Annotated in this window: 23 protein-coding genes; 14 read left to right on the forward strand and 9 right to left on the reverse strand. The window is 59.2% G+C overall.

Translation table 11 applies throughout. From position 1 onward, the window contains the following. Positions 1-87: 87 nt before the first annotated feature. The gene (locus BUE09_RS09260; RefSeq protein ID WP_073300715.1) at positions 88-834 is read right to left on the reverse strand and encodes a YebC/PmpR family DNA-binding transcriptional regulator; all 747 of its coding nucleotides are present in this window, start codon (positions 832-834) and stop codon (positions 88-90) included. 75 nt (positions 835-909) lie between these two features. Next, positions 910-2,685: an aspartate--tRNA ligase gene (gene aspS / locus BUE09_RS09265; protein ID WP_073301023.1), complete on the reverse strand. Its 1,776-nt coding sequence runs from the start codon at positions 2,683-2,685 to the stop codon at positions 910-912. A 373-nt stretch (positions 2,686-3,058) separates the two neighbouring features. On the opposite strand from aspS, the gene BUE09_RS09270 reads away from it, so the two are divergent. Then, the gene (locus BUE09_RS09270; protein ID WP_073300716.1) at positions 3,059-3,529 is read left to right on the forward strand and encodes a Dps family protein; all 471 of its coding nucleotides are present in this window, start codon (positions 3,059-3,061) and stop codon (positions 3,527-3,529) included. A 294-nt stretch (positions 3,530-3,823) separates the two neighbouring features. After that, complete coding sequence (locus BUE09_RS20755) at positions 3,824-4,453, forward strand: cold-shock protein (protein WP_073300717.1); 630 nt, start codon at positions 3,824-3,826, stop codon at positions 4,451-4,453. Between the two features lie 63 nt (positions 4,454-4,516). Here BUE09_RS20755 and BUE09_RS09280 read toward each other — a convergent pair whose 3' ends face one another. Continuing rightward, positions 4,517-4,723 (reverse strand): SlyX family protein, encoded by a 207-nt coding sequence (locus tag BUE09_RS09280; protein WP_019342525.1) that lies wholly within the window; start codon positions 4,721-4,723, stop codon positions 4,517-4,519. Continuing rightward, positions 4,723-5,151 carry an HIT family protein gene (locus BUE09_RS09285; protein ID WP_073300718.1) on the reverse strand — a complete coding sequence of 143 codons (429 nt, stop codon included), beginning with the start codon at positions 5,149-5,151 and terminating at the stop codon, positions 4,723-4,725. Before BUE09_RS09285 ends, BUE09_RS09280 begins: the two co-directional genes overlap by 1 nt. 454 nt (positions 5,152-5,605) lie before the next feature. Between BUE09_RS09285 and BUE09_RS09290 the strand changes: the two genes are divergently transcribed. The 4 genes from BUE09_RS09290 to BUE09_RS09305 all read left to right on the forward strand — a co-directional run bounded on the left by BUE09_RS09290 (position 5,606) and on the right by BUE09_RS09305 (position 10,288). Next, on the forward strand, positions 5,606-6,871 hold the full coding sequence (locus tag BUE09_RS09290) for an OprD family porin (protein ID WP_073300719.1): 1,266 nt from the start codon (positions 5,606-5,608) through the stop codon (positions 6,869-6,871). 164 nt (positions 6,872-7,035) lie between these two features. Further along, the gene (locus BUE09_RS09295; RefSeq protein ID WP_073300720.1) at positions 7,036-8,751 is read left to right on the forward strand and encodes a proline--tRNA ligase; all 1,716 of its coding nucleotides are present in this window, start codon (positions 7,036-7,038) and stop codon (positions 8,749-8,751) included. Between the two features lie 8 nt (positions 8,752-8,759). Next, a complete protein-coding gene (locus BUE09_RS09300; protein ID WP_073300721.1) occupies positions 8,760-9,707 on the forward strand; it encodes a hypothetical protein in 948 nt (315 codons plus the stop codon). 8 nt (positions 9,708-9,715) lie between these two features. Further along, on the forward strand, positions 9,716-10,288 hold the full coding sequence (locus BUE09_RS09305; protein WP_073300722.1) for a lytic transglycosylase domain-containing protein: 573 nt from the start codon (positions 9,716-9,718) through the stop codon (positions 10,286-10,288). A gap of 28 nt (positions 10,289-10,316) precedes the next feature. On the opposite strand, the gene BUE09_RS09310 is transcribed toward BUE09_RS09305, so the two are convergent. Continuing rightward, on the reverse strand, positions 10,317-10,778 hold the full coding sequence (locus BUE09_RS09310; RefSeq protein WP_073300723.1) for a TlpA family protein disulfide reductase: 462 nt from the start codon (positions 10,776-10,778) through the stop codon (positions 10,317-10,319). 36 nt (positions 10,779-10,814) lie between these two features. After that, positions 10,815-12,035: a virulence factor BrkB family protein gene (locus tag BUE09_RS09315; RefSeq protein ID WP_073300724.1), complete on the reverse strand. Its 1,221-nt coding sequence runs from the start codon at positions 12,033-12,035 to the stop codon at positions 10,815-10,817. Positions 12,036-12,196: 161 nt separating this feature from the next. Between BUE09_RS09315 and arsC the strand changes: the two genes are divergently transcribed. Genes arsC through BUE09_RS09330 form a run of 3 tightly spaced genes read left to right on the forward strand, consistent with a single transcriptional unit; the run spans position 12,197 to position 13,555 of the window. Beyond that, a complete protein-coding gene (gene arsC / locus BUE09_RS09320; protein WP_073300725.1) occupies positions 12,197-12,550 on the forward strand; it encodes an arsenate reductase (glutaredoxin) in 354 nt (117 codons plus the stop codon). Further along, entirely contained in the window at positions 12,547-13,152 is a 606-nt protein-coding gene (gene wrbA / locus BUE09_RS09325; RefSeq protein ID WP_073300726.1) for an NAD(P)H:quinone oxidoreductase, read from the forward strand. The genes arsC and wrbA overlap by 4 nt, the downstream gene beginning before the upstream one ends. Further along, positions 13,145-13,555: a DUF2069 domain-containing protein gene (locus BUE09_RS09330; RefSeq protein ID WP_073300727.1), complete on the forward strand. Its 411-nt coding sequence runs from the start codon at positions 13,145-13,147 to the stop codon at positions 13,553-13,555. Before wrbA ends, BUE09_RS09330 begins: the two co-directional genes overlap by 8 nt. Before the next feature lie 181 nt (positions 13,556-13,736). Here BUE09_RS09330 and hda read toward each other — a convergent pair whose 3' ends face one another. The 3 genes from hda to BUE09_RS09345 form a co-directional block, all read right to left on the reverse strand. Then, the gene (gene hda, locus BUE09_RS09335; protein ID WP_073300728.1) at positions 13,737-14,441 is read right to left on the reverse strand and encodes a DnaA regulatory inactivator Hda; all 705 of its coding nucleotides are present in this window, start codon (positions 14,439-14,441) and stop codon (positions 13,737-13,739) included. After that, positions 14,438-15,526 carry an AI-2E family transporter gene (locus tag BUE09_RS09340; RefSeq protein WP_073300729.1) on the reverse strand — a complete coding sequence of 363 codons (1,089 nt, stop codon included), beginning with the start codon at positions 15,524-15,526 and terminating at the stop codon, positions 14,438-14,440. Before BUE09_RS09340 ends, hda begins: the two co-directional genes overlap by 4 nt. A 134-nt stretch (positions 15,527-15,660) precedes the next feature. After that, complete coding sequence (locus BUE09_RS09345) at positions 15,661-16,794, reverse strand: DUF2066 domain-containing protein (protein WP_073300730.1); 1,134 nt, start codon at positions 16,792-16,794, stop codon at positions 15,661-15,663. Positions 16,795-17,119: 325 nt separating this feature from the next. On the opposite strand from BUE09_RS09345, the gene purM reads away from it, so the two are divergent. The 5 genes from purM to dapC are packed head-to-tail and all read left to right on the forward strand — an operon-like array spanning position 17,120 to position 21,512. Further along, complete coding sequence (gene purM, locus BUE09_RS09350) at positions 17,120-18,178, forward strand: phosphoribosylformylglycinamidine cyclo-ligase (RefSeq protein WP_073300731.1); 1,059 nt, start codon at positions 17,120-17,122, stop codon at positions 18,176-18,178. After that, positions 18,178-18,825 (forward strand): phosphoribosylglycinamide formyltransferase, encoded by a 648-nt coding sequence (gene purN, locus BUE09_RS09355; RefSeq protein ID WP_073300732.1) that lies wholly within the window; start codon positions 18,178-18,180, stop codon positions 18,823-18,825. Before purM ends, purN begins: the two co-directional genes overlap by 1 nt. 8 nt (positions 18,826-18,833) lie before the next feature. Beyond that, entirely contained in the window at positions 18,834-19,544 is a 711-nt protein-coding gene (locus tag BUE09_RS09360) for a DUF3108 domain-containing protein (RefSeq protein WP_073300733.1), read from the forward strand. Between the two features lie 56 nt (positions 19,545-19,600). Continuing rightward, on the forward strand, positions 19,601-20,266 hold the full coding sequence (locus tag BUE09_RS09365; protein WP_073300734.1) for a COG3650 family protein: 666 nt from the start codon (positions 19,601-19,603) through the stop codon (positions 20,264-20,266). Positions 20,267-20,315: 49 nt separating this feature from the next. Next, positions 20,316-21,512 (forward strand): succinyldiaminopimelate transaminase, encoded by a 1,197-nt coding sequence (gene dapC, locus BUE09_RS09370; RefSeq protein WP_073300735.1) that lies wholly within the window; start codon positions 20,316-20,318, stop codon positions 21,510-21,512. Positions 21,513-21,521: the final 9 nt, after the last annotated feature.

The following is a 21,521-nucleotide window of genomic DNA, read 5'->3' on the forward strand; positions in this document are numbered from 1 at the left end:
CAGAGACATAACGAGACGCCGGGCGCTCCTCGAAAAAAAACCGGAAGCACTTTTGGTGACTTCCGGCTCTTTGTCCATCGCAACGAGTCAGTCCAGCTGCTCCATGAGCTCATCCGGAATCTCGGCGTTATGGTAGACGTTCTGCACGTCGTCCAGATCCTCCAGCGCATCGATCAGACGCAGCACCTTCTGTGCAGTTTCCAGATCTGTCAGCGGCGCGGCAATCGACGGGATCATCGCGATGTCCGCTTCGTCACCTTTGAATCCGGCAGCAGCTAGCGCCTCGTTGACCGCGTGAAAATCCGTAAAGCTGGTAGACACCAGCGCCGAGCCGTCATCGCCCACTTCCACATCGTCTGCGCCGGCTTCGAGCGCCGCTTCCATCAATGCGTCCTCCTCAACGCCAGCCGTAAAGGTGATCTGCCCTTTGCGATCGAACATATAGGCGACCGAACCATCTGTGCCGAGATTGCCGCCGTGTTTGCTGAAGGCATGACGCACTTCTGCGGCCGTACGGTTACGGTTGTCAGTCATGGCCTCGACAATGATGGCGACACCGCTAGGTGCATAGCCTTCATAGGTCAACTCGACGACATTATCAGCGTCATTGGTGCCCGCGCCGCGGGCAATGGCACGGTCAATCACGTCGCGCGACATATTCGCAACCAGTGCTTTATCGACTGCCAAGCGCAGGCGCGGATTGTCTGCTGGAATCGGCCCGCTCTTGGCGGCAACCGTCAGCTCGCGAATCAGCTTGGTAAAGATCTTGCCGCGCTTGGCGTCCTGACGCCCCTTGCGGTGCTTGATGTTGGCCCATTTGGAATGACCAGCCATTAACTGCCTCCCTTTCCGATCAACTTTTCATCTTGCTGAAACCAAGAGCCCAGGTTTCCCTGGGCTCTTGTGCCGTCATTCGGCTTTCGGCTGCTCGCGCAGGCGAATGTGCAATTCACGCAAGGCCTTGCCATCCACCGCACCCGGTGCCTGGGTCATGACATCCGCGGCGCTCTGGGTTTTCGGGAAAGCGATGACCTCACGGATCGATTGCGCGCCGGTCATCAACATCACCAGACGATCGAGGCCGAACGCCAGACCACCGTGCGGCGGCGCACCGAACTTGAGCGCATCGAGCAGGAAGCCAAACTTTTCGTCCTGCTCTGCCTCATCGATGCCCAGGATGCGAAATACCGTTTGCTGCATTTCCTTGCGGTGGATACGGATCGAACCACCTCCCAATTCTGTGCCGTTTAGCACCATGTCATAGGCCCGCGACAGTGCACCCGCTGGGTTCGCCTCAAGCTCCTGTGGTGTGCACTTAGGCGCAGTGAACGGATGATGCAGCGCGCTGAGCGAGCCGTCGTCGTTCTCCTCGAACATCGGAAAGTCGACCACCCACATCGGCGCCCACTCACAGGTCAGCAACTGCAAATCATGGCCAAGCTTGATGCGCAGTGCGCCCAGCGCCTCGGATACGATCTTGACCTTATCCGCACCAAAGAAGACGATATCGCCGTCGACGGCGCCAACGCGATCAAGGATCACGTTGAGCTTGTCTTCTGGGATGTTCTTCACGATCGGCGACTGTAAACCCTCAACGCCTTTGGCGCGCTCGTTGACCTTGATGTACGCCAGACCCTTGGCACCGTAGATACCGACAAACTTGGTGTAGTCGTCAATCTGCTTGCGCGGCATGCTCGCCCCGCCTGGCACGCGAAGCGCGGCGACACGGCACTTGGGATCATTCGCCGGACCGCTGAACACCTTGAACTCGACCTGCTGCAGCTGATCGGCCACGTCGACCAGCTCCAGCGGAATGCGCAGATCCGGCTTGTCGGAGCCATAACGACGCATGGCCTCTTCGAATGGCATATGCGGGAACTCACCGAACTCGACGTCCAGTACTTCCTTGAACAGTTTGCGCACCATGCCCTCGGTGATTCCGATGATGTCGGACTCTTCGAGGAAGCTGGTTTCGATGTCGATCTGGGTGAATTCCGGCTGACGGTCCGCACGAAGGTCTTCGTCACGGAAGCACTTGGCGATCTGGTAGTAGCGGTCGAAACCCGCGACCATCAACAATTGCTTGAACAGCTGCGGCGACTGGGGCAGCGCGAAGAAATTACCGGCATGGGTACGGCTAGGCACCAGGTAGTCACGCGCACCTTCAGGTGTCGGACGCCCGAGAATCGGCGTTTCAACGTCGAGAAAGCCATTCTCATCGAGGTAGCCGCGGATGCTGGCAGTGATTCTCGAGCGCAGCTTGAGCTTCTCGGCCATCTCTGGCCGACGCAGATCAATGAAGCGATAACGCAGACGAGTTTCCTCGCCAACGTCGCTGTATTCATTGAGGGGGAACGGCGGAGTTTCTGCCTCGTTGAGCACTTCGAGTTCATAGCCGAGCACTTCGATAGCGCCGGAAGCCATGTTCGGGTTGACCGCACCAGCCGGGCGCAGGCGCACCTTGCCGGTGATCTTGATCACATACTCGCTGCGCACTTTGTCTGCGGCGGCAAAGGTATCGGCGCGATCAGGATCGAACACGACCTGAGCCAGCCCCTCGCGGTCACGCACGTCGAGGAAGATCACCCCGCCGTGGTCACGGCGACGGTGAACCCAGCCGCAAAGAGTGATTTCCTGGCCGTCCAGGCTTTCGTTCAACTGGCCGCAATAGTGGCTGCGCATCATGGTGAGGTTCGCTTCTCGCATCTTGAAAATTCGTTGGGTCGCTCGAATCGCGACTGTGCAGACGGCCACCTGATGGCGTCCCGCCCGGGATATCGATCGTCGGCAATGGAAGGATCACGCACCAGCACCGCAGCGCTTCCTCGCACGGCAAAACGAGCCGCCCGACACAAGCGCGGGATTATATCCGCATAATCCTTTCAACGCAGCCGGCTGCCGTTAGGGCCGAACAATCGATCCGATAAGCATCGATTTTTGAACCGAAACCATCATTACGCCTTCCAAGCCATGAATCTCAGCTGCCAGCGCAGCACTTACCGAAGACACTCATTTTCTGGCATAGAATGTCAGCGAATTCACCAAACGGGAGAAAACCATGGAAATCGACATTGGTATTGCCGAACAGGATCGCGCCGCTATTGCGGACGGTTTGTCCCGCCTGCTGGCCGACACCTACACCTTGTATCTGAAGACCCACAACTTCCACTGGAACGTGACGGGCCCGATGTTCAACACGCTGCACACGATGTTCGAGACCCAGTACACCGAACTTGCACTGGCGGTGGATGACATTGCTGAGCGTATCCGCGCACTGGGCTTTCCGGCTCCAGGCACTTACGCCGCCTATTCGAAGCTGTCGTCAATCAAGGAGCAAGAGGGCATCCCCTCTGCCGAGGAGATGATCAAACTGCTAGTTGAGGGCCAGGAAGCGGTAGTCCGTACTGCACGTGGCATTTTCCCGCTGCTGGAAAAAGTCAGCGACGAGCCCACCGCTGACCTGCTGACCCAACGCATGCAGATCCACGAGAAAACCGCCTGGATGCTGCGCAGCCTGTTGGCTGCCTGACCATCCGCCAGCGTATTCGCTTGCAAACGGGATAGCCGCACGAGCGGTTATCCCACCGGAACCGTTCCAGGACAAAACGAACCTGGAAGACTCGACCTCACCCGCCCCACGCCCCACTCAATCGCGAACCTCAAGCACACCGAATTGAGCGACGCCATCCTTTACTGTTAAATTCGCGCGCGCCGCAGGCAGGGCACCATTAAATATGAGCGATCGCCTCACTTACGCTCAGCGTCTCCATTTGCCCTAAAGCCTGCCGCTTTCTGTCGTGCTAGTTAACTGTGAGCCATAAGAATGCTTAAGATCCTTCATGTATTAACGGGCGTAGCCGCCTTGATATTATCGTTCGTACCCAGCCTGACCGGCGCCATGCCAGTACTGGTCCAGCCTGCAGCGTTGTGCCTGCTGCTTCTGGGCCTGCTGAACGTGCAGTTCGCTGCCTCCGCCCAACTGAACACCAACGGTCATACCCGTCCACTATTGTTCGGCGCATCCGCACTGCTAGTCGCTGCAGCCGCCGTCCAGACTGTTGTCGTATTGATCCCGGTCGCCAGCGTCGCAGGCCAGCCGGCAACCCTAGCCAGCCTCATGCTCGCTTTCATTGCCGTACTGCTGCAATTGGCAACAAGCCAAACGAAAAGCAGAAACACAGGCACACCGAACCGCAGCGCTGGCAAATCCCGCAAAGTGCAGCCCAGTCACGCCGCCGCTCCGGCCGCCGGGCGCGAAAAAGGCACCGTCAAGTGGTTCAATACTTCAAAGGGTTTCGGTTTCATTTCCCGTGACAGTGGCGACGATGTCTTTGTCCACTTTCGGGCTATTCGAGGCGAAGGGCACAGGGTGCTTATCGAGGGCCAACGCGTCGAATTTACCGTCATGATGCGCGACAAGGGCCTCCAGGCCGAAGACGTGGTCGCCGACTAGCCCAACCGCTGACTGCTGACGCAAGGCGCCAGCGCACTCTGCCGTTACTACGCCGCCACCCTGTCAATAATGGGGCGGCGGCGCTTCATCTCCCTCCCCCTCCATTCTGCTTTGCAGATCTTCCTGTCGCCTGGCAAGCAAACCGAGCTGCGCCTGCAGCCGGTCGACTGTTCGCTGCTGTGCGACCAGCACATCGCTCAGCGTCTGGATAGTGTCATCCTGAAAAGCCAGACGCGCCTCTAAGTCGGTGATGCGTTGCTCCAGCTCCATTATTTGCCCTCCTCGAACTGAAAGCCGTCGGCAAGGACAAGTTTCAGTTTCTGTCTGACGCCAGCCAGCTGCGCTTCGTTATAAGGCCTGGCCGGCTGAAAACCCCAGACAGGGGCCGGCCAGGCAACATCGTCCCGCCGCCGAGCGACCACATGCACGTGCAACTGGCTCACGACATTTCCCAGTGTTGCCAGGTTCATCTTGTCCGCGCCGAAGGTGTCCTTGAGTATCTCGGCAAGCATTGTCGCCTCTCGCCATAACAGTTGCTGATCAGCCGGATCCAGCTGGAACAGCTCACTGACCTCCTCTCGACGGGGCACCAGGATGAACCATGGATAACTGGCGTCGTTCATCAATAGCAACCGGCACAGCGGAAAATCACCCAGCGCCAGCGTATCCCGCTCCAGGCGCGCATCGAGAACGAACATAACGGTCTCCAGTTCTTTATTGATATTGGCGGCAGCAAGCTGTGCCTGATCGATTGCCGCAGGATACTCCAGCGCTCGATGGGATCACCAACGCTGGCGCGCACCAATGCAGCGCAAGCGCGTTCGCATTCAGTCCCGCTTTAGCGCGAGCTTCACCAGCCATCGACCCGAATCGTCGCGGAAATTCGTTGTTTGGATTTTGTGCACGGTTATTGCTATGAACAAAAAAGCTGCACGAACAAGGGAAGAAAATCGGAAATAGCTGAGTTAAGCTTGCTCGCGCTAGTTTACCCAGCTACACAGTAATTCTCGGAAATACATTCCAAGGCTTGCTGCAGGTTTACGACCAGCTAGGCAGACATGGATTGAATTGAGCTTGAGAACCGAAAATAAAGATGCCTCTTTCCGGCGAACGCAGGAAAGCAAGCACCAATTTGAAACCAAAGGAGCAATCATGAAATTGATGAAGTGGAGCGTTATCGCCATGGCCGTTGCGGCCGGGACATCGCAAATGGCGCTGGCGTCCAGCCAGTCGGAGTCGGAAGGCTTTGTGGAAGGCAGCAGCCTGACCATCTTTAACCGTAACCTGTATATGAACCGTGACTTCCGTGATGATGCTGCGCAGAGCTACCGCGAAGAATGGGGCCATGGCTTCATCGGCACCTTCGAATCCGGCTTCACTCAAGGCACCATCGGCGTCGGTGTCGATGCGATCGGCCTCCTGGGAGTAAAGCTTGACACAGGTCGTGGTCGCCAGGGCAACGGCATATTCCCGGCAGTACAAGGCGATGACCATGTCGCCGATGATTACTCGCAAGCCGGTGCCGCAATCAAGTTCCGCGTTTCCAATACGGTGCTCAAGTACGGTACCCAGTTTGTTGCTCTGCCTGTTTTCTCGACAGACGACAGCCGCCTGCTTCCTGAAACAGCCGAAGGCGGCTTGATTACCAGCAGTGAAATTGACGGACTGGAGCTGAATGCCGGTCGCTTCACTGCTCTGAGTGCTCAACGCGAATCCAGCCATGACGCCCTGGGACTAGATGAGATCATCTTCGTCGGTGGCACCTACGCTTTCAGTGACAATCTCAGTACTTCGTTGTACTACTCCGACCTGAAAGACGCCTTCGAAAAGTACTACGGCAACGTCAATTACAATATGGATCTGGGCGGCGAGCAGTCGCTGGCCTTCGATTTCAACATTTATCAAAGCGAATATGAGTCGGAGTACGTCAACACTGCCGATGACGAAGACAACACCATCTGGAGCCTTGCCGGTACGTATGCGTTCGATGCGCACAAGTTTACTGTCGCCTACCAGCAATCGCATGGCGGTGTAGACGGTCAAGGCTATATCTATAGTGACGACGGCGGCGGCACCGTCTGGCTGGCGAACTCGGTCCAGTACTCTGACTTCAACGGCGAAGACGAAAAATCCTGGCAGGCGCGTTATGACATCAACATGGCTAGCTACGGCGTTCCAGGTCTGAGCTTCATGACCCGCTATGTAAGCGGCTATGACATCAGCACGCCGACAGGTACCGGTGAAGAGCGTGAGTGGGACGTTGAGGCCAAGTATGTCGTCCAAGAAGGCGCGGCCAAGGATTTGTCGCTTCGCCTGCGCCATGCGAAGTACTGGTCCGACAGCGACTACGCACCTGTTAACGGCACAGACCTGACCGACCTGCGTCTGATCGTCGAGTATCCGCTGAGCATCCTGTAATACAGGCCCATCAGCTGTAACTCGAGCTAAACAAGAAGCCCGGCATTCGCCGGGCTTCTTCTTTCTTGCAGACACACGCCATCGGAACGATTCTGTACGCCAGAGTATCGCCGCCGTACAATGCCGAGCCAAATTCTCCGCTCTGCAAGGACACAACGGCCCACATGCGCACCAGTCAGTTCCTGCTCTCGACCCTTAAAGAAACCCCTTCCGACGCGGTTGTCATCAGCCATCAGCTGATGCTGCGTGCCGGCATGATTCGTAAGCTGGCCTCGGGGCTCTATACCTGGATGCCGATGGGGTTGCGTGCATTGCGCAAGGCCGAAGCCATCGTTCGCGACGAGATGAACAAGGCCGGCGCGCTGGAAGTACTGATGCCCGCCATCCAACCTGCCGAGCTGTGGCAAGAGTCCGGGCGTTGGGAGCAGTACGGTCCTGAACTGCTGCGTCTGAAAGACCGCCATAATCGCGAGTTTTGCGTTGGCCCAACTCATGAAGAAGTCATTACCGACCTGGCGCGCAACGAGCTCAACAGTTACAAGCAGTTGCCGATCAACTTCTACCAGATCCAGACAAAATTCCGTGATGAGATCCGTCCACGCTTCGGATTGATGCGCGGGCGCGAATTCACGATGAAGGACGCGTATTCGTTTCATGTGGATCAGGAGTCGTTGCAGCAAACCTACGACCGCATGCACCAGGCGTACTGCAACATCTTTACCCGCCTGGGGCTGAACTTCCGTCCGGTTCAGGCGGACACCGGATCCATCGGCGGCACCGGCTCGCACGAGTTCCATGTACTTGCAGAATCCGGTGAAGACGATATCGCGTTCAGTGACAGTTCCGACTACGCAGCGAACATCGAGAAAGCAGAGGCCATTCCGCGTGAAACTGAGCGCGGCGCTCCCAGCGAAGAACTGCGACTGATCGACACGCCGAACTGCAAGACGATTGCCGCACTGGTCGAGCAGTTCCAGCTACCCATCGAGAAAACGATCAAGACGCTGGTCGTGCGCGGCACAGAAAAAGGTCAACTGGTCGCACTGGTCGTCCGCGGTGATCACGAGCTTAACGAGATCAAAGCGGCCAATCTGGCTCAGGTCGAGAGCCCGCTGATATTCGCCACCGATGAAGAAATACGTTCAGCCATCGGTGCAGGCCCCGGCTCACTGGGCCCGTTGAATTTGCCTATCGCCGTTGTAATCGATCGCTCGGTAGCCTTGATGAGTGATTTCGCTGCCGGGGCCAACCAGGACGACAAGCACTATTTCGGTATCAACTGGGAGCGCGATTTGCCGCTTCCGGAAGTATCCGATTTGCGCAACGTGGTCGCGGGTGATCCAAGCCCTGACGGTGTCGGCACGCTGATCATCAAGCGTGGCATCGAAGTTGGGCACATTTTCCAGCTGGGCACCAAATACAGCGAGGCGATGAATTGCAGTGTCATGGGTGAAAACGGTAAGCCTGTCATCCTGACCATGGGCTGCTATGGCATCGGCGTGTCTCGTGTCGTCGCGGCCGCCATCGAGCAGAACTACGATGACCGCGGCATTCTCTGGCCGGACGCGCTCGCTCCGTTCCAAATTGCCCTGGTCCCGATGAAATATGAAAACCAGGCCGTCCGCGAGGCCACCGATAAGCTCTATGCGGAACTGACCGCTGCTGGCTACGACGTTCTGCTCGACGACCGTGACAAAAAGACCAGTCCAGGCGTCAAATTTGCCGATATGGAGTTGGTGGGGATACCGCATCGCATCGTTGTCGGCGAGCGTGGGCTTGCCGATGGCACGCTGGAATACAAGCATCGACGTGATGCCGAGAGCCAGGCCATTCCTGCTGCCAACATTCTCGAATTCATTAATTCCCGCGCCAGCTGCTGACGGAAATCATGCTCAACCGAAGTGCTTCAACTTGCGCCATGCTTTGCATGGCGCTTTTTATGAGTGGCTGCGCCAATCAGCTGCCTCAACGCAGCGAACAAGAAGCCCGCACCGAACGCAAACTGCTCAATCACAGTCTGCGCATAGAAGTGGGCGCACCCTTGCTCGAGCTGCCCCAGCGGCGCATCCGTATACTCGACCAGAAGACCTTCGAGGTCACCGACTTCGAGGTAACGCGGCGCTATGACCGCTATACACCCTATCAACCCTGGCGCGAGCTATACGAGATCCCACTGGGCGCTGCGGCGGTGGTAGCAGGCATTGGCGCGAATGTGCTCAACGTCGTATTGCTCGGCAATCTTCCGGAAAGCGCCACCCGCGATTGGATCAGCTATGGTTTTGCCGGCCTCAATCCGTTCGTCAATGCCGAGTCCAATGGTCGCTCGCAGCAGAATCTTGCCAGCATCGATGAGCAGCGACGCGACGCTCGGCTCGAGTACTCCAGCCTGCCTTGGGCTGAGCGTCCGGTGCAGATTGTCACAGCTAACGAGACGCACGAACTGAGCACCGACCGCAACGGCGTGCTGCGCCTGAATCTGCTCGATGGCCCCTTCGCCGATCAGGACATCAGCCAGGTAGGCAAACTCCAGCTGCAGGTCGAAGACCCGCAGGACGGCACCCGAGCAGACGCCACGCTCTTTGTCAGCCGAGCCCTGCGTGGCAAGCTTCTGGAAGCGCACGACCTTATCTTCGATGACCTCGAAGGTGACGAAGTCAATCAATGGGTGCATCGCGTCAAGCGGCTTTCAGAGCTTGGCCTCGAGGAGGAGGCCAGCGAGCTTGAACAGAGCTTGATCGAGCTGACTCGCAACGACCCGGATTTGCAGCAGGAATTTCTGCGCAGCCTGATGCAGGATGCCGGACGCCAGGCGCACGATACAGGCGAAGGCGACTAGACCGCGCCATGAAGCCGCTCCCACTCCTGTGGCTGTTAGCGCTGCTCACCGCCTGGCCAGTCTCTGCGGTTTTTCGCCAGGCACCGGAGCCAGAGCTTCGCGAGCTGATGCAACGCACCGTAGCCGATGCCGAGAGCTTTCAGGATCGTTTTGAGGCGGAAGTCTGGCTGCTCGACATGTCGACCCGTCTCAAACGCTACGTTCCCGACCCGCAGGAACGGCTGACATTGCTGCGATTGGTCCATCAGGAGGCCAGCAAAGCGGGGCTCAAACCAGACATTGTGTTGGCACTCATCCATGCTGAAAGTCACTTTGACCGCTTTGCCATCTCCAGTGTCGGCGCGCAAGGGATGATGCAGGTGATGCCGTTCTGGAAAGCCGAACTGGGGCGACCGCAGGACAATCTGACCGACAATGCCACCAACCTTCGCTACGGCTGCACCATTCTCAGCTATTACCTGAAGAAGGAAAACGGTGATATCAACCGGGCGTTGGCACGCTATAACGGCAGCCTTGGCAAACAGCACTATCCGGCAAAGGTGATCGGCTTCTGGCAGGATTTCTGGTACGTAAAGCCATGACGCCTGCAGCATAGAGGCAGGATTGCCGCTAGCCTTCGCTCCTTAGCTTATCCAGCCGAGCGAGCAACCCTTCCGCCGTTTGTTCACCAACCAGACTCTCACGGACCTCTCCGGCAGCATCGACGATATAGGTCACCGGCAGCACCGCACTGCGAGGCAAGTCCAAACGTTCCGCCGGATCGACGCTAAGCACTCGAAACTCGATATTCAACTGCTTGGCCGCAGCGGCAAGCTCGTCGCCTTGCAGCCCGTCAAAATTGACCCCCAGCACAGTGATGTCGTCCCGCGACCGGTCCAGCGCGTTCAGTTCCGGAATTTCGGTACGGCAAGGGCCGCACCATTCCGCCCAGTAATTGACCAGCAACCACTGCCCGTCGAGCTGCTGCGCCGTGACGGTTGCGCCGTGCTGGTCCGCCCCCCAGTCCTCACCACAACCCACCAGCATCAAGCAGGCGAACGCACCGAGCAATCCGCTGAGTCCTCTGTTCATCTTCCATTTTTCCTTCACTACTGAGTATCGGCTCGTTCATACCCGCTGCGACTGCAGCCAGTCTGCGACGCTACCACCAAAGAGATTGGCCTGCTCTCGCTGAAGCAACTCCAAGGATTGACGCAACGTAGGGTACCAGGGTTCATCCAGATGCTCCGGTAACGCCTGCTTGCCCGAGAGCGGCCAGGGATTGGAGCGCAACAGCTGATCGAAGCTGTAGCTATTGAGATCGCGACAGAGCACCCAGCCGGACGATCCGGTTCGACAGACGAGCTGCTCTCGCTCGAAGAATTCCAGAATCTCGTCCCATTCGTCCTCCGGCAGCTTCCAGCCGCTGCGGTGAGCATCGCGTAGACGCACCTCACGCCCGGTCTGTTGGCTTTCGTAAAGCACCCGCAACAGCCCGAGCATGACCAGCAGACGCGGCACCGAACGCCGCCGCCATTGCTGCGATGATGACAATCCACAGACCAGTTCCGCCCCGAACAATACGATCATCCAGGACAGGTACACCCATAGCAGAAACAGCGGCACCGCGGCAAAAGCCCCGTAGATCAACTGATAGCTGGGGAAATAGCTGACATACAAGCCGAACAGCTGCTTTGCCGTTTCGAACAGTACAGCGGTAAAGGTTCCACCTACCACTGCATGCCGCAGCGGCACTCGAGTGTTTGGCACGGCTGCATAGATAAGTGTGAATGCCGCGACACTGAGCACCAGCGGCATCGCCTTCAGAACCGTGCGCGCACCGATCAGTGCATGCGGTCCCGAAATCAGCGACAACGAAGTGATGTACGTGCTCATGGCAAACCCCGCTCCGAGCAGCAACGGCCCAAGGCTGAGGATCGCCCAGTACAGCAGAAAGCTCGAGATCCCACGGCGCGGCTGGCGCACCCGCCAGATCACGTTGAACGCCTTTTCGATGGTCAGCAGCATCATCAGTGCCGTCGCCATCAGAAACCCCACGCCGAACCAGGTCAGCTGCCTCGCCTGATCAGTGAACGCGACCAGATAGTCCTGAATGGTCGCGCCGGTGGAGGGAATGAAATTACTAAAAATATACACCTGAATCTGCTCACCGATTCCCTGGAACGCGGGAATGGCGGACAGCATGGCGAAGGTCACCGTCATCATCGGCACCACCGCGAACAGGGTGGTATAGGTCAATGCGGCAGCGCTGTGTGGGCCGCGATCCGCGAGGAAGCGCTGCACCAGAAAACGACCGAACTCCAGAAAATCCTTGATCCGTTGTTGCATTCAATCCCCTCGGTGCCAGTCTCGATCGTCGAAACCCGATTGCCAGCAGGCCTGCAGCAAGCAAAAGCCTACCTTGGCAGACAGCGCTTCGCGACCACCGTTTCGAGCACCACTGCTTTGAGGGTTAGAATGGCCACCTAATCTGGCGCGAAGCAAACCCAATGACCGAATTGATCCTTTACCACAACCCACGCTGCTCGAAATCACGCAACGCCTTGGAACTGCTCGAACAACGTGGCCTCTCCCCTTCCGTCGTTCGCTATCTCGAGACACCGCCATCGGCTGATGAGCTCAAGCAGATACTCGCTCGATTGGGCGTCAGCCCACGCCAGCTACTGCGCAGCGGCGAGGAGGACTACAAAACCTTGAACCTCGCTGACCCAGCACTCACCGATGAGCAAATCATCGATGCCATGGTCGCGCATCCGAAACTGATCGAGCGGCCGATCCTGGTGGTCGGCGATGTAGCGGTGATTGGTCGACCGCCGGAAAAGGTACTGGAGATCTTGCCATGAGTGCGCCGTATGTTCTGGTGCTGTATTACAGCCGTCACGGCGCCACAGCAGAAATGGCCCGGCAGATTGCCCGCGGCGTCGAACAGGCAGGGCTGGAGGCCAGATTGCGCACTGTACCGGCCGTGTCAGCCGAATGTGAAGCGGTTGCGCCTGCGATTCCTGACCACGGCGCCATCTTTGCAACCCTCGACGACCTGAAGTATTGCTCCGGTCTGGCGCTGGGCAGCCCCACCCGCTTCGGCAACATGGCCGCCCCGATGAAGTATTTTCTCGACGGCACCAGTGGGCTGTGGCTGACCGGTGAGCTAGTAGGTAAACCCGCCGGTGTGTTTACCTCGACGTCAAGCCTGCACGGCGGGCAGGAAACGACCCTGCTGTCGATGCTGTTGCCCTTGCTTCACCATGGCATGCTGGTGCTCGGCTTGCCCTACAGCGAAAATGCGCTGCTCGAGACCCGAGGCGGCGGCACGCCGTATGGCCCGAGCCACCATGCCGGAGCCGACGGAAAGCGCCTGCTGGACGAGCATGAAATCAGTCTTTGCCGCGCACTGGGCCAACGCCTCGCGCAAACCGCCCAGCGTCTGGAGAATGTCCGTGGCTAAAAAGCCCAAACCGCTGCCATCGCTCGAATGGCTGACACCGAGGGTAAAACTCAGCCGCGCGATCAGTCTGGCCAGTTTTATTGGACTGGCCGTACTGCTGGTTGTCTGGAATCTGGCATTTGCCGACTTGCACGGCGCGCGCACCTGGGTAGTGGTCAGCATTCAGCTGATTCCGCTCTTGCTGGTGGCTCCGGGCATGCTCTCCGGGAGCCCGCGCGCCCATGCCTGGACCTGCTTTGTTGTCAATCTGTACTTCATTCAGGGCGTGCTTGCCGCTATCAACCCGGCCCGGATGGTATACGGCTGGCTGGAAGCAATCATCAGCCTGACGCTCTTCATAAGCGCTCTGCTCTATACCCGTTGGGCTTACCAGTACGGTCGCAAAGCGTCAGGCGAAAGCTGAGACGAGCAGGAGGCACGGCGCCAGATTCTCAGGTACGTTGAACAGCGTCGGTGGGCTGAAGCCCACCCTACGCCAGCAGTTCAACCTACTCCCGGGTGAGCCGCATGACAACGTTTCGGCTCGGCTTGGCCGTGCTGACCTGCAACGCCAGGCCGAGCTCAACAGCCTGCTGCCAGCGTTCCTACCAGCCGAGCGTTTCCTTAAGAAACGGAATAGTCAGTTTGCGTTGCGCCTGAAGGGAGGCCTGATCGAGCCGATCGAGCAACTCGAACAAGGCGCTCATGCTGCGCGCTCCGCGCGTGAGGATAAAGCGGCCGACATCGTCCGGCAGGTTCAGACCGCGGCGCGACGCTCGGAGCTGAAGGGCACGCAGCTTGTCCTCATCCGAAAGCTCCTGCAGTTGAAACACCAGCGATAGACTCAACCGGGACTTGAGGTCTGGAAGCTGCACCGCGATTTCTCGCGGAGAGGCGTCAGCGGCGAGCAACAAACGTCGACCGCTGTCGCGAAGCCGATTGAACAGATGAAACAAGGCTTCTTCCCACACCGGATCACCCGCTATGGCGTCCAGATCATCCAGGCAGACCAGCTCACTCCGTTCCAGATTATCCAGAAGCGCCGGGCCGTATTCCGCCACCTCCGCCAATGGCAGATACACCGCTAGCTCACCGCGCTGTTCAACGCGCAAGCAGGCCGCCTGAAGCAGATGGCTGCGGCCGACACCGGTGCCGCCCCACAGATAGACCAGTTCGTCGGACCAGCCAGCAGCCGGCGAACAAACACGCTCGACATAGCCAAGCGCGGCCGCGTTGGCGCCCGGATAGAAGTTGGCAAAAGTGGCGTCGTCACGAAGACGAATGCCCAGGGGGAGCTGGATGGGTTTCATGGTTGGCGGGGTGAGTCTACCGGCGGCTCTGCGTAAAGGTCGGAGAGTTTATAGAGATCATGCACATGACGCAGCAGCACCATGATTACCGCTGCGACAGGCAATGCCAGGAGCACACCGGTAAATCCGAACAATTGCCCTCCCGCCAGCACCGCGAAGATCACCGCAACCGGGTGCAGGCCGATACGGTCTCCCACCAGCAGCGGCGTCAACAGCATGCCTTCCAACATCTGCCCGGCTGTGAACACCGCAACGACGCCCAGCAGGGGATAGAGTTCCAAACCAAACTGGAACAGCACGGCAATCACTGCAGCGCCTATACCCACCACGAACCCCATGTACGGCACGATGCTGGCGAGGCCAGCCAGGACGCCGATCAACAGCCCCAACTCGACGCCGACCAGCATCAGACCGGCCGAATAGACCACCGCCAGCGCCAACATGACCAGCAACTGGCCCCGCAGAAAGGCGCCGATCACCTCGTGGCACTCGCGCATCAGAGCCATGACGGCCACCTCGCGCCGCCGCGGCAGCAGCGTGCGCAGCTTGGCCATGATCAGGTCCCAATCGCGCAGCAGGTAGAAACACACCACAGGCACCAGCAGGAGGTTCGCCAACCACGCCAGCAAAGCAATGCTCGACGCCGTAGCCTGACTGAGGATGACTGCTACCACGTCCTTGGTGCTGCCGAGATTGGCGGAAAACGCACTCTTGAGCTGATCGACGCGCCAGAATTCCTCATCGAGGCCAAACTGCCCCTGCACCCAGGGCAACGCCGTCAGCTGCAGCCAGTCCAGACCTTGCGGCGCCAGTTGGTACAGATGCATCAGCTGCTTGCCAAGCATCGGCACCAGTACCAGCAACAACAACAGACACAGCAATGTGAACAGCGAAAAAACCAGGATCACGCCCCAGGTCCGGGACAGTTTCCAGCGCTCCAGCCGGTCAACCAGCGGGTCACCCAGATAGGCCAGCAGGATGCCGACCAGAAACGGCGAAAGGATCGGTGACAGCTGATAGATCAGCCAGCCAATCAGTAACAGCGCCACCAGCCAAAGCCAGCGGTTGTTGTGGGTGATGGTCATGTTCTAGATATCTTGCTTGGGGTAATCGGAAGCCAAGTGGCTACAGCAGACGAAAGGCGAAATCATGGGGTCCATAAGCGCCATGGGCGACAGCGCCTACAGCGTTTACTGTCGCGATCATGGGCCGACGACCGCTACCAACGGTAGCGCAGCAAGGTGCCTTGATCTGCGGGCTGAGATGGCTCGCTTGTCGATACGCCCGGCGCTTCGGGAGGAATCTGGGCCTCGATGGGTGGGGCTTCAGCGCCGCCGGCCGACACTTCACCGCTGTCGACAGGATCGAGGGCTGTATCGGTGCCAGCGGTATCCAACGGCGGATCAAATTCATCCAGAGTGACTTCCTGTAGCCGCGCCAAGGCCAGTTGAGCCCGCAGTTGCTCGGGACTGGCATTGAGGCGATACACCAGCCGATCGCTATCAACTCGCTGCAGGCGTGCGCCGAAGGGTTCGAGCAGGCGATCAAGCTCGGCGAAACGTCCCACGTCAGCCCCAAGCACTTCGAGCGTAATATCCGAGCTGTCACCGGGCTCAACGCGGTATTGCGGCGCGAGGAATGTGCTTACGGCGAGCATGACCTCATCGGCCAGCGCCGCTCGAGTGTCGCCACTCACCTTGCCTTGAGTCTGTTTGTCGCCAAGCCAAAGGCGCCAGTTGGCTTGCCAGGTTTCGCCGGACTGTTTCGCCATGACAGCTAGCAGCCCGTCGGTATCGTACCGCTCTGAAACATCGCGAAGCGCCTGCGGGTCTCTTGCCGTGATCGTATCGGGGGTGGCTACGAGCTGCTCACTCAGGTCAGCCAGCGGCAAACGCAACGGCAGACCGCGGTGCTGGGCGGCGGCGCGCAAGTCCGCGGAACCCTCTTGCGCATCGCCAACAAGCTGCGAACCGTTCGCTGACTCTCCCAGCCACCAGGTCAGGATGCTCGGGCGCTCAGCGCCCCACAACGGAATCCCCGCTGATCGCAGCGCCCGCTCGGTAGTCACCGGGTCGAAGCTCACAATGACGGCGTCCCCCTCATAGGCGTACCGGCTCACCAGTTGCTGCGGATCGTTGCGCAATGGCGCAACGGCCTTCTGGTCAGAGCTGGAGTCACCAGTCAGACGCAGCACCAGCGTGTCGAACGCCTTGCGCAGCGCCTCTTCACGCTCGGCTGGTTGTTGGCTGGCAACCGGCTCACGCACTCTGTAGAGATCGCTGAGGGGAACCGCCATGCTATGGGCGGACACGACGGCGCAGCACAGTGCAAGAAGACGGGGAATTACGCGCATATTGAGAAACTCGCTGGCTAGCCAGTCATAAGGGCGGCCGTCGCGGGTGGTGACCGGGTTCGGCTACGGTGATCAAGCGTTATACCTTAAACAGGCCCCTAACTCGCGGCAACCGCAGCAGTCACAGGCTACGCATCTTGCCGCGCAATCTCAGGTCCGTTCCTAGCACACCTGTTCGACATCACCGTTCGCGGGATGGTCGCTGTGCGGCAAGCCTGATAAAATCGCGCGCTTTCCGCAGACCGGTCCGGCGCCTCGCCGCGTCGCGACAGAAACCTGATTCTGACCCGGTCGCCCGCACTCCCCTTCACAGGTCCGGATTCATATGAGCAAGCAACCCTCCATCAGCTACAAGGACGCCGGTGTCGACATCGATGCAGGCGAAGCGCTGGTCGAACGCATCAAAGGCGTAGCCAAGCGCACCGCTCGTCCTGAGGTCATGGGTGGCCTGGGCGGCTTTGGCGCGCTCTGCGAGATTCCGGCTGGTTACAAGCAGCCGGTGCTGGTCTCAGGCACCGACGGCGTCGGCACCAAGCTGCGCCTGGCGTTGAATCTCAACCAGCACGACAGCATCGGCCAGGATCTGGTCGCAATGTGCGTCAACGACCTGGTGGTTTGCGGTGCCGAGCCGCTGTTCTTCCTTGACTACTACGCCACCGGCAAGCTCAACGTCGATATCGCCGCCACGGTGGTAACCGGTATTGGCGCTGGCTGTGAACTGGCGGGTTGTTCGCTGGTGGGCGGCGAAACCGCCGAGATGCCAGGCATGTACGAAGGTGAAGATTACGACCTGGCCGGGTTCTGCGTGGGCGTGGTGGAGAAAAGTGAAATCATCGACGGCTCGAAGGTAGCCGCTGGCGATGCCTTGATCGCCCTTCCTTCGAGCGGTCCACATTCCAACGGGTATTCACTGATCCGCAAAATTATCGAAGTGGCTGGCGCCGATATCGAGAGCACCCAACTCGGCGGCAAGCCGCTCACTGAGCTGTTGATGGCGCCGACCCGTATCTATGTGAAGCCATTGCTCAAGCTGATCAAGGACACCGGTGCGGTGAAAGCGATGGCGCACATCACCGGCGGTGGGCTGCTGGACAACATCCCGCGCGTACTGCCCGAAGGTAGCCAGGCGGTCGTTGATGTCGCCAGTTGGCAGCGCCCTGCTGTATTTGACTGGCTGCAGCAGCAAGGCAACGTCGATGAACACGAAATGCACCGTGTATTGAACTGTGGCGTCGGCATGGTGATCTGTGTCGCCCGGGATCAGGTCGAAACCGTCCTCGCCAATCTGCGCAGCTCCGGCGAAAGCCCTTGGGTCATCGGCGAAATCGGTTCGGCTAGCGCGGGTGCCGAGCGCGTTCTCCTGAACAACCTGAAAAGCCATTGATGCACGCGCCCTGCAATGTTGTTGTGCTGATCTCTGGGTCTGGAAGCAATCTCCAGGCCCTGATCGACAGCCTCGACGAAAACAGTCCCGTGCGCATTCGCGCCGTGGTTTCGAACCGCGCAGACGCCTTCGGCCTGCAACGTGCACAAGCGGCCGGCATCGATACGCATGTTGTGCAGCACAAGGGTTTTGCTGATCGCGAAGCATTCGATGCGGCACTGATTGAAATTATCGACACATACCAGCCGCAGCTGGTGGTGCTGGCCGGCTTCATGCGCATTCTCAGCGCCGGCTTCGCTCGCCACTATCAGGGTCGCCTGCTCAACATCCACCCCTCGCTGCTACCGAAGTATAAGGGACTGGATACCCACCGCCGCGCACTCGATGCCGGCGATCAGGAACACGGTTGCAGCGTGCACTTCGTGACCGAAGAGCTAGACGGCGGACCTGTGGCCATACAGGCCTGCCTAAGGATCGAACCCAACGAAAGCATCGACAAGCTGACCGACCGAGTGCATGCAGCCGAGCACATCATCTATCCGCTCGCTGTCCGCTGGTTCGCCGAGGGCCGCTTGCGCCTTGCCGATCAAGGCGCGATGCTGGACGACACGTTGCTGCCGGCCTCCGGCCATCTATTGAGAATCTAGGAGACATTATGCGTCGCGCCCTGCTGCTCACTCTCGCCGTGCTGGCCCTGCCGGTCCAGGCGCTTGAGCTGAAGCCCTTCTCTGCCAGCTACACCGCCGATTGGAAACAGGTACCTGTCAGTGGCACAGCCCAGCGCAGCCTGGAGAAACGCGATGACAATACCTGGGAATTGGATTTCGAAGCCTCGATGCTGGTTGCCAGCTTCAATGAGCGCAGCGTGTTCACAGTCGAAGGCGAAACCTTCCTCCCGCAGAAATACCGACTGAAGCGCAGCGGACTGGGCAAAGGTAAATCCATCAAGCACGACTTTGACTGGCAAGCCAAGCAGGTGGTCGGCGAAGACCGTGGTGACCCGGTGAAGCTGCCACTTAATCGCGGCCTGCTAGACAAATCCACCTATCAGATCGCTCTTCAGGAGGCGGTTGCAGCAGGCGAGAAGAGCATGAGCTATCAGGTTGTAGATGGCGATGAGATCGAAACCTACGATTTCCGCGTTCTAGGCGAGGAAAAAGTCAGCACCAAGGCCGGTCAGGTCGACGCAATCAAGGTCGAGCGCGTGCGCGATCCCACGCAGAGCAAGCGGCAGACCATCCTTTGGTTCGCCAAGAACTGGGACTTCATGCTGGTCCGCCTGCATCAGGTGGAAAAGGATGGCAAGGAGTATCAGATCATGCTCGAAGAAGGCACCGTCGACGGCCGAGCTGTCAAAGGTAGCTGATCCAACTGCGCCAGTCCCACTGGCGCAGCATTGCCCGCCTGAATTCGAGCCCGCTGATGATCACACCCCGCGCTTTACTGCTCAGTCTTCTTCCCGTTTTTGCCGGTTGCCAGTCACTGCAATGGGACGATCAGCCTCCGGCTAGATCAACCGAGCGCATGCAAGGCACCATCACTCAGCAGGACGGCGGGTTGCACTTCAGCAGCTGCCAGGGCCGCCGCAATCTCGCATTGCTCGACAGCGGCGCGACCGGCTTGCCCGATGACGCACAGGCGCTGCTAGCCGGAAGCAAGCAGCCGTTGTTCGCCGATATCCGTGGCAGCCTGATCAACCAAAATGGCGATAGCGGCCAGTTTCAGCTGACCCAGGTGTATCGCCTGCAGGCAGAGGGACCGGGCTGCAACAACGATGCATTCAACCGGTTGCTCCTGCGCGCGACGGGTCACGAACCCGGCTGGAGCGTGACGGTCACCAGCAGCGGCTTGCTTCTTGAGCGTCCCGGTCAATCTCCCTTGGCATTGCCCTACCTGGAAGAGCAACTGCCGAGTGGGCAGACCAGTTTCAGCACGGAGGCCAACGATCAACGCCTCGATCTGTGGGTGGCCCCGCAACGCTGCCTGGACAGCGCAACCGGTGCGGTCAGCCATCTGACTGCCGAGCTGCGCCTGGACGGCCAGACCTTACGCGGCTGCGCCTACTACGGCGGCGCCCGCCAAGACTGAATCAATCGAGGCGCAGCCTGGCGCCTCTCGACGTTTCGAAGACCTGACCATGAATGAAGCCTTGACCCTGTTGCAGCCCTACCCGTTTGAAAAACTGCGCGGCCTGCTGGCCGGTGCGCAGCCGCCAGCAGACAAGCGCCCAATCGCGCTGTCGATTGGTGAGCCGAAGCACCGTTCGCCGGATTTCGTCGCTCAGGCACTGGCCGACAACCTTGACCAGCTTGCGGTGTACCCCACCACGCAGGGCATCCCGGCGTTGCGCGAATCGATCGCCCGCTGGTGCGAACGACGCTTTGGTGTGGCTCCGGGCGTTGTCGACCCGGCCCGGCATGTATTGCCGGTCAATGGTACCCGCGAAGCGCTATTCGCCTTCACCCAAGCCGTAGTCAACCGCGAACAGGGTGCGCTGGTTATCAGCCCCAATCCCTTCTATCAGATCTATGAAGGTGCGGCACTTCTGGCCGGCGCCACGCCGCATTATCTGCCTTGCACCGCGGATAATGGCTTCAATCCAGACTTCGACGCGGTTTCGCCAGAGGTCTGGCAGCGGACGCAGATCCTTTTTCTCTGCTCTCCAGGCAACCCGACCGGCGCACTGGTCCCGCTTGAAACGCTGAAGAAGCTGATCGCATTGGCGGACGAGTTCAATTTTGTCATCGCAGCCGACGAATGCTACAGCGAGCTGTATTTTGACGAGGACCAAGCGCCCGCTGGGCTGTTGACTGCATGCGCAGCGCTCGGGCGCCACGACTTCAAGCGTTGCGTGGTCTTTCACAGCCTCTCCAAACGCTCGAACCTGCCCGGGCTGCGCTCAGGCTTCGTCGCCGGCGATGCCGAGATACTCAAAGGGTTTCTGCTGTACCGCACCTACCACGGCTGTGCCATGCCGATGCAGACGCAACTCGCCAGCATTGCCGCCTGGAACGATGAAGCGCATGTGCAGGCCAATCGGCAGCTGTACCGCGAGAAGTTCGACGCGGTGCTGGACATCCTCTCGCCAGTCATGGACGTGCAGCGACCGGACGGCGGCTTCTATCTGTGGCCGAAGACGCCGGTGGATGACCAGCTCTTCACCCGCGAGCTGTATGCACGTGAGCATGTCACCGTCGTCCCAGGTTCTTACCTGTCACGTCAGGTAGATGGCATCAGCCCAGGCACTAACCGAGTGCGCATGGCGCTCGTAGCGCCGCTGGAGGATTGCGTCGAGGCTGCGGAGAGAATCCGCGCATTCGTCATGACACTTTGATGTCAGGCC

The sequence above is a fragment of the Stutzerimonas xanthomarina DSM 18231 genome, from assembly GCF_900129835.1.
Classification (GTDB): domain Bacteria; phylum Pseudomonadota; class Gammaproteobacteria; order Pseudomonadales; family Pseudomonadaceae; genus Stutzerimonas; species Stutzerimonas xanthomarina.